This window comes from Psychromonas hadalis ATCC BAA-638 (assembly GCF_000420245.1).
In the GTDB taxonomy this organism is placed as follows: domain Bacteria; phylum Pseudomonadota; class Gammaproteobacteria; order Enterobacterales; family Psychromonadaceae; genus Psychromonas; species Psychromonas hadalis.
Genome location: NZ_ATUO01000153.1, coordinates 1 through 8418, shown reverse-complemented (window position 1 = coordinate 8418; position 8418 = coordinate 1). Strand labels below are relative to the sequence as shown.

At 38.7% G+C, this 8418-nt stretch carries 5 protein-coding genes; 3 read left to right on the top strand and 2 right to left on the bottom strand.

Annotated elements, in window-relative coordinates; genetic code table 11:
• Window positions 1-421 precede the first annotated feature (421 nt).
• Window positions 422-1633, bottom strand: coding sequence for a DUF945 family protein (locus tag G322_RS0115315; RefSeq protein WP_022942616.1), 1212 nt, complete (start codon window positions 1631-1633; stop codon window positions 422-424).
• A gap of 144 nt (window positions 1634-1777) precedes the next feature.
• On the opposite strand from G322_RS0115315, the gene nhaA reads away from it, so the two are divergent.
• On the top strand, window positions 1778-3076 hold the full coding sequence (gene nhaA, locus G322_RS0115310; RefSeq protein ID WP_022942615.1) for a Na+/H+ antiporter NhaA: 1299 nt from the start codon (window positions 1778-1780) through the stop codon (window positions 3074-3076).
• 66 nt (window positions 3077-3142) lie between these two features.
• The gene (gene cobO, locus G322_RS0115305) at window positions 3143-3745 is read left to right on the top strand and encodes a cob(I)yrinic acid a,c-diamide adenosyltransferase (RefSeq protein WP_022942614.1); all 603 of its coding nucleotides are present in this window, start codon (window positions 3143-3145) and stop codon (window positions 3743-3745) included.
• Window positions 3746-3784: 39 nt separating this feature from the next.
• Here the strand turns inward: cobO and prlC are convergent, their stop codons facing one another.
• Complete coding sequence (gene prlC, locus G322_RS0115300) at window positions 3785-5836, bottom strand: oligopeptidase A (protein WP_022942613.1); 2052 nt, start codon at window positions 5834-5836, stop codon at window positions 3785-3787.
• A gap of 193 nt (window positions 5837-6029) precedes the next feature.
• Here prlC and G322_RS0115295 point away from each other — a divergent pair, with 193 nt between their 5' ends.
• Window positions 6030-8012 (top strand): sensor histidine kinase, encoded by a 1983-nt coding sequence (locus G322_RS0115295; RefSeq protein ID WP_022942612.1) that lies wholly within the window; start codon window positions 6030-6032, stop codon window positions 8010-8012.
• The last annotated feature ends 406 nt before the right edge of the window (window positions 8013-8418 follow it).

Genomic DNA, 8418 nt, shown 5'->3' with positions numbered 1-8418 from the left:
GCTTACTTTTGGGAAGTGGGACTTTAGTCCTGCATGTTTTCATTTATATAAATAGAGACTAATTCCTTCAATCAAGAAAAATCACTGGATTGGTGGTTAACTGTACTTAACTTGTATCATTTAAACCCGTTTGCCCTGACTAAAAAGGTGATCCGTCTTACTTGTTAAAATCACCCCTAACTGCGTTGTAAATTTGATTACGAACGTCCTGTTCTTCACCACTATGTGGCCTGCTAAAGCCGTTCAAAATAGTTCCAGACTATGTTGTGAAGTGAGAACAACGATCAAAGAATTAAAGGTTTTTATTTAATTCTACCGCGAGAGGATTAACGCAGTTAATCTCTCGAAAGGGGCAATTCACGCCTTGTTAGTACTAATTTTTCCTTCGCAATATTTGATCGCTTCATTAATTCCATTGGTATTACAACGGGATCACTCTTCCGTTCACGATCAATTCCCCTTGCTGAAAACTTGCTTGTAAATTTAGCGTCTGCACATTTTTCTGTAAAAAACCACTCCTCAGCCCCATCTGTAAAGGTTCAGATAATAGGGGCTCACCCAATAAACTCACCGGTAAGAGCAAACTCGCATCACCACTCATGTAATCAAACAGCAGATAAGGGTTGATAATAATATCTGTCAACGGTGTGCCTTTATCTAAGACCAGATCTAGCTTTCCATTTACCTCTCCCCAAGGCGTTTGTGAGCTTAATTGTGCAAGCTTTAATTGCGCACCATGATTAACAAGTGCAATAAGTGCCTCTTCAATCTCCTGTGTATTACCCGCGCCACTATTTAATAACTCAAAGGCAGGTTGATATAATCCTGTGATATCTAATTTAATATGGCTTTGGGTGAATATTTGTTTATTATCGGTATTAAATTGATAATGCTTTATCCGTAATTCATTACTGGTATCAATTGTACTGTTTTTCTCACCTTGCTGACGGTTTCCTTTGAGATAAAATCCCTCTAATAATGAGCGTTGTTGATCCTGTTGATAGACGATTTTTTCTATCTTTAACTGGTAGTCATAATCGTCTTGCTTGGCTAATTGTCCAAAATGAGAGATAAGCTGTAACGATTGTAGATCAACACCGTTTGTCAATGTGTTTGCTAACAAGCCCGCCCAATTCAACGTAAGTTCACCTTTTCTGTTTTTCAGATCAATGTGGTAATCAAGTAACAGAGGCGCTGTTGATAACGATTCTGTTTCACTTTCATAAAAACCCGCCACGACAGTTAACCGCCCTGTTAGCTGTGCAAAAAGATTAATTTTATCTTCTGAGGTTATCCACTGTGAAGTAGAAAAATAACCTTGTGCGGTTTCTTTTAATCGTTCATTTTCTAATTCAATGCTATTTTTGATGCTCACTTGATAAGGGTAATGGTGAATCACTGAGGTTATTTGTAACGAAAAATCACTGTCATTATCATCTTTAAAGGTAACCTTAGTGATTGCAATTGCAGAAAAAAAATAACGTTGATAACTGAGCAGTTCAATAGATAACTCTGCTTGAGCATTTTCTAATAACAGCGCTTTAATCTCTTTTTCAGCCATATTTGCTACAAAATAGGTCATTGATAACCAAGCAGTCACCATCAGAACCAAAGTAATTGATAATTTTCTCATTCATTTCTCTATCATTAGACTTAAAATGTCACGGTATTACTTCTTATTTTCATAAAAACATTGTAGATTATATTAGCTACATCACACAAACAGTTAGTTTTGTCTATTATTGAGACTATCTGTTATTTTTTTTCAGGAGCATTAATGAGTTCACATAAATGGCATTGGTTACATAGCCCTATTACTGGTGGGGTTTTGTTAGTTATCGCCGCATCCGTTGCACTACTTTGGGCTAATATCGCGCCCGATCACTATCATCATGTTTGGCATAACACCCTTTGGGAAGTGTCTACAGGTTTCAGTGATAAAGTACATCAAATCAATCTACACAAAATTGCTAATGAATTTTTAATGGCAATATTTTTCTTCTTTATCGGTTTAGAAATAAAACGTGAACTACTCGATGGCGAGCTTTCAAGTATGCAAAAAGCGGCGTTACCGCTCTTTGCTGCGCTCGGTGGTGTTATCTTCCCAGCAGGTATCTATTACTTTATTAATGCTGGTGAGCCCACCGCAAATGGTTGGGGCATTCCCATGGCCACCGATATCGCTTTTGCATTAGGTGTACTTGCACTGGTCGGTAGCCGTGTACCTATCGCCCTTAAAGTATTTCTTTCTGCACTCGCCATTGGTGATGATTTAATGGCGGTGATTGTGATCGCTATTTTCTATACCGAACAGATATTTATGAACGAGCTAGTCGTTGGTTTAGTCGGTTTAGCCATTCTTGGTATTGCCAATCGCTTAGGGGTACGTAACAATATTTTCTATTACAGCATCGGCTTAACGATTGTTTGGATTAGTTTCTTAGCATCAGGTGTTCATGCAACGGTTGCAGGGGTTGCGGTTGCCTTTACCATTCCATCGCGTCGTGAAATATCGATGGATAGTTACCTGAACCAAGCAAAAACGCTGTTAAAAGGCTTAGAAAGTGATCGCCACTGCGAAGAAGATGTACTAAGTCGCCATGCAATCACATCATTAAAAAAAATAAAATCGTTAAGCTATCAGGCAGCCAATCCACTACAGCTTAAAGAGGATGCTTTACATCCACTTGCTACTTTAATTATTGTGCCCTTCTTTGCACTGGGTAACGCAGGGGTCATTATCGATTCCAGCATGCTAGCAGAGCTGACTAACCCCGTTGTATTAGGGATTGCAGCCGGTCTAATTATAGGTAAACCTTTAGGTATTTGTCTATTTACTAAGCTATTAACCATTTTAAAATGGGGTGAATTGCCAAAAGGGGTTACTTGGACGCATGTTATTGGCGTAGGTTTCTTAGCAGGTATGGGTTTCACCATGTCACTCTTCATTACTGATTTAGCCTTTAAAGATCCTGAACACCAGATCATCGCTAAAGTTGCTGTACTGATAGCTTCCATTGTTTCTGGTATCATCGGTTACATTATTTTGGTACGCGCAAAACCCAAAGAGGAATAAATTTCCTCTCATTATTTCAAAGCCTGCTTCATGCAGGCTTTTTCTTTACCAGACAAGGAAGAAAAGATGACCAACACAACAGATGAAAAACACTTAAAAAAAATGAAAGCGATCAAAGAGAAGCAAGATCAGAAAATAGCAGCCGCAGATATTGAGCGTGGTGTTTCTATTCTCTTAGCAGGACCGGGTAAAGGTAAAAGTAGCTCTGCATTTGGCATGTTAGCGCGATCTTTAGGCCACGGTCATAAAGTTGCCGTGGTACAGTTTTTAAAAGGCGCAATGAGCACCGGTGAAGAACGATTTTTTGCCCGTCAAGAAAATGTAGATTGGTTTGCCATGGGAGATGGTTTTACTTGGGAAACACAAAATAAAGATCAGGATATTCGTAGCGCGGAAAAAGCGTGGCAAAAAGCGGCGGAGCTGTTGGCTGATGAGTCTTATAACTTAGTGATTTTAGATGAAATAACCTACATGTTTAAATATCAGTATTTAGACATTCAACCGACGTTAGATGCCCTTAAAAATCGCCCCGAGAAAATGAATGTGGTGTTAACAGGCAGAGGCCCAAAACAGGAACTGATTGATGCAGTAGATACTTACAGCATGATTTTAAATGAAAAACACGCTTTCAAAGCAGGCGTAAAAGCGCAAGCGGGTATTGAATGGTAGAAAAAATAACGGCTATCTGCTGATAGCCGTAACTCACTATTATTGAATTCCACAATGACGTAATAACGCCTCTGTATTAGGCTCACGCCCCATAAAGCTTTTAAACAAAACCATTGGTGTATCACTACCACCTTTCTCTAAAATAGCGTGTAAAAACGCCTGACCTGTTTCAGCATTAAATATCCCCTGCTCTTCAAAGCGAGAGAAAGCATCTGCCGATAATACTTCTGCCCATTTATAGCTATAATAACCGGCAGCATAACCACCAGCAAAAATATGGCTAAAGCTATGTTGAAAGCGATTAAAACAAGGTGCTTTAATCACCGCCACTTTATCGCGTATTTCTGTTAACACCGTTTCAAGCTGTCCTTTAACGCCTGCTTTATATTGATGATGTAAAACAAAATCAAACAGTGAAAACTCTAATTGACGCGCCATTGCTAACGCACTGTTATAATTTTTTGCGGCTAACATCTTGTCAAGCAGCCGAGCAGGCAATGTTTCACCTGTTTCCACATGACCTGAAATAAGCGCTAACGCTTCAGGCTCCCAACACCAGTTTTCTAAGAACTGACTTGGTAACTCAACCGCATCCCACGGAACACCGTTAATTCCTGAAACAGCGGCAGACTCAATTTTAGTGAGCATATGATGTAACCCATGACCAAATTCATGAAACAAGGTTACCACTTCATTATGGGTAAATAGCGCAGGATTATCACCAACCGGTTTAGTGAAATTACAGGTTAAATATGCAACAGGTAGCTGTAATTTCTCATCAACTTGACGACGACGAACGCGACAATCCGCCATCCATGCTCCACCACGTTTAAATTCACGCGCATAAAGGTCTAAATAAAAACTGCCTAGGTGTGTCTCATTTTTATCGTAGATACGGAAAAAACGCACATCTTTATGCCAACGATTAAAATCGAACTGCTCTTTAATCTCCAAACCAAACAGCCGATGAACAACAGAAAACAGCCCATCAACCACTCTATTTTCAGGAAAATAAGGGCGTAGCGTTTCATCAGAAATAGTATAACGTTGCTGTTTTAATTGCTCAGCATAATAACTGAGGTCCCACGCTTGTAACTCATTTAAATCATCCATCTCTTTTGCAAAAGCGAACACTTGATCTCGTTCATCTAGCGCTTGTGCATGTGATTTATTTGCTAAATCAGTTAAGAATCCAATCACTTGATCTGGCGTTTCCGCCATTTTAGTGGCTAAGCTATATTCACCATAACTGCTAAAGTCGAGTAATTGCGCTAACTCATGGCGCAAGGCTAACAATTGTTCGATGATATCAGAGTTATCAAACTCGCCCGCATTAGGCCCTTGGTCTGATGCACGTGTTGAGAATGCTCTATATACCTCTTCACGTAACTGACGATTGTTTGCGTAAGTCATTACCGGCAGATAACTCGGTACCTCTAACGTGAGTAAATAACCCAGTTTGTCTTTTTCACTGGCGGCTTGTTTGGCAGCCGCAATCGCACTTTTAGGTAACCCCGCAAGTTCATCCTCATCAGTAATTAACTTACTCCATGCCTGCGTTGCATCCATCACATTATTACTAAATCGAGATTGTAGAGTCGCAATTTGCTGTTTTATTTCACCATAACGACTTTTTTTATCGTCACTCAAAGCGATACCTGCAAGCTGAAAATCACGTAACGTATCAGCAATAACTTTTTGCTGCTCTGCTTTTAAATCCTTAAACTCAGCACTTTCTTTCATCGTTAAATAAGCTTGGTATAACCCTTCATGCTGTCCCACATAAGTAGCATATTCAGCAAAAAGGGGTAAGCAACTATCGTGTGCTTCGCGTAATTCATCATTACTTACAACAGCATTCATATGTGAAATAGGCGACCATAATTTTCCTAAATGATCTTCCGCTTCATCTAAAATATTAACAAAATTATGCCAGCTAAACGTGGCTGTTTCTGCTAATAATTTATCGATCAATAATTTGTTTTTATTAATAGTTTCAGTTACTAATGGAATAATATCTGCAACATTGATATCACTAAAAAGGGGTAATCCAGCCGTTTTGTTAAGTGCACAATTTTTAATTTCGGTCATAATAGCGCTCTCCTTAAATGAGAAGATAAGAATAAAAAAGATAGCTTACGCTATCATTTAATGAAGTGTGTAAATTTCTCACCCAATAAGTAGCTTTCGCTAGCATTTTTCAGTCTATAAAGTAGGGACAACAACAGAGTTAGACTAAACTTAACTTTCTTATTACCAATTTCGTTCTCTCAGGTTTCTTATAATGAAAGTAAAAAATATATTCGCACTTTTTAAGCCTTTAACAATAAAGAATAGTTTATCTACACGTCTGCTCTCCTATATTTTATTATGTAGTACTGCACTCGCAATTGTGATCACGCTTATCCAACTGATGTGGGATTTTCAGCAAGATGTGGGAAAAATAGAAGCCAGTATTGATCAAATAGAGTCTAGTTTTTTACAACCAATGGCAGCTAGCTTATGGAACCTTGATGAAGAGCAGATCCAAATTCAGATAGAGGGGATCATGAACCTTGCTGACATGCAGTATGTTTTAATTCATGAGGTGCTGGGCAATTCCGAAGTTCCTTTAATTGAGCAGGGCACGCTCAAAGAGAAATTTGATATCAGCAAAAAATTTGATCTCACCTACCAAGGTGAAATTGTAGGTACACTTTTTGTCGCAGCCTCTTTAGATCAGGTTTATAATCGTTTGATTGAAAAATCACTGCTTATCCTCGTTAGTCAAACCATCAAAACCATGGTGGTTTCGATTTGTATTCTCTTTATTATCTATTATATGGTGATTCGCCATGTCAATAAAATTGCACTTTATACCCGTAATATCAAACTCAGTAGCCACAATAAAGATCTTATTTTAGATGGCCGTAGCCATCATATATCTAGTACAAGTGATGAACTCGATGAACTGGTTTATCTGCTTAATAAGATGCAAAAACGCATTGTTGCCGAGCTCACCGATAAAGAGATCGCAATCGAAGAGTTACAACAAGAGCGAGACTTCTCAGCCACTATAATCAACTCTTCAAGTACCGTTATCTGTTGCTTAGACAGAGACTTTAAAATTGCCACCATCAATCCTGCTGCCGTTATCTTAACGGGATATAGCCAAGAAGAGCTCAATAAGAAAAATTGGTTAGATATTTTTGTACTAGCAGATCGCCGAGAAGAACTACTTGGAAAGCTTGCAAAAAATGAAGCCATTTATAGTATTGAAATTGAGATGCATGATCAGATGGGAGAAGTTAATACCCTGTTATGGACTTTTTCCGCTTTTTACGACGGCATGAAAATTAAATATTTAATTGGCTTTGGCCATGACATTACTCCACAGAAACAGGTTGAACTAGAAATAACACAACTTAATGACCAACTTGAAGAAAAGGTAAATACACGTACGGCAGCACTCACCGAAAGTAATCAGCAGATAACACAAACGCTTGAGCAACTAAAACGCACTCAGCAAACGTTAGTTGAATCAGAAAAAATGGCGTCACTGGGTGGGCTTGTTGCAGGTGTGGCCCATGAAATAAATACCCCTATCGGCATCAGTGTTACCGCAGCCTCTTTTTTACAAGAGGAGATCAACCATCTGAGTGAAAAATTATCCAGCAACACTCTTTCTCGAAGTTATGTGGTCGAACTCATTGAGCGATTAGGGGAATCGGGTCGTTTATTAAATAGTAATTTAAAACGAGCAGCAGATTTAATCAGTAGCTTCAAACAAGTCGCAGTTGATCAGTCGAGTGAAGCTTGTTATTCCTTCAAGTTAGAAGAGAATATTAATCAAGTAGTGACTTCACTGAAACATAAATTGAAACAATCACGTTGTAACGTTTTTATTGATTGCTCAGAAACGCTCTCTATCTATAGCTTTCCAGGCAGTTTTGTACAGATATACTCAAACCTTATTCTTAATTCACTGATTCACGGCTTTGAAGATTGGGAAGGTAAACGCGAAATTTACATCAATATTCAGCTAGAAGAGAGCACCTTATATATCGATTATCGCGATACCGGTAAGGGTATTCCTGATGATATTGCAGATCGTATTTTCGACCCCTTTGTCACGTCAAAAAGAGGCTCAGGTGGCAGTGGCTTAGGCACGCATATTGTGTACAACATCGTCAGTCAGTTATTTAAAGGTGATATTCAATACATTGCAGAACAAGGCGGTGCACACTTTAAAATGGCGATTCCTTATAAAGAGACAATGGATTCTTAAAGAGCAATGGCTAAGGCAACAAAGAGGCTTCTCTCTGAGTTTACTCCACAAGCTCAACGATTAATTTGGGAACAGTGAAAGAGTTAAATCACTTAGCAAAGAGAGATAAGTTGCGCAAGAATACTGTTATTTTCCAGAGGTGAGAAAAACATAAAAGCTTGACTACTTGAGATTAAATCAGGAAACAGAAGCAATATAACAATCACAGGAAAATACCTTGATATCCCAGGGGAATATTACCTTGATGCAACTTACGCCCAGAAGGATGATCAGCAAAATTAAGCCTTATTGCAACTGGATACAAAATCCAAAGCAAAACTTGCAAAAACACAGGCAAACGGGTTTAAAACAAACAGAATGAGTTTGCTTTCTGGTCAGTTGTTAATTCAAGCATCAAAAGGCAGGA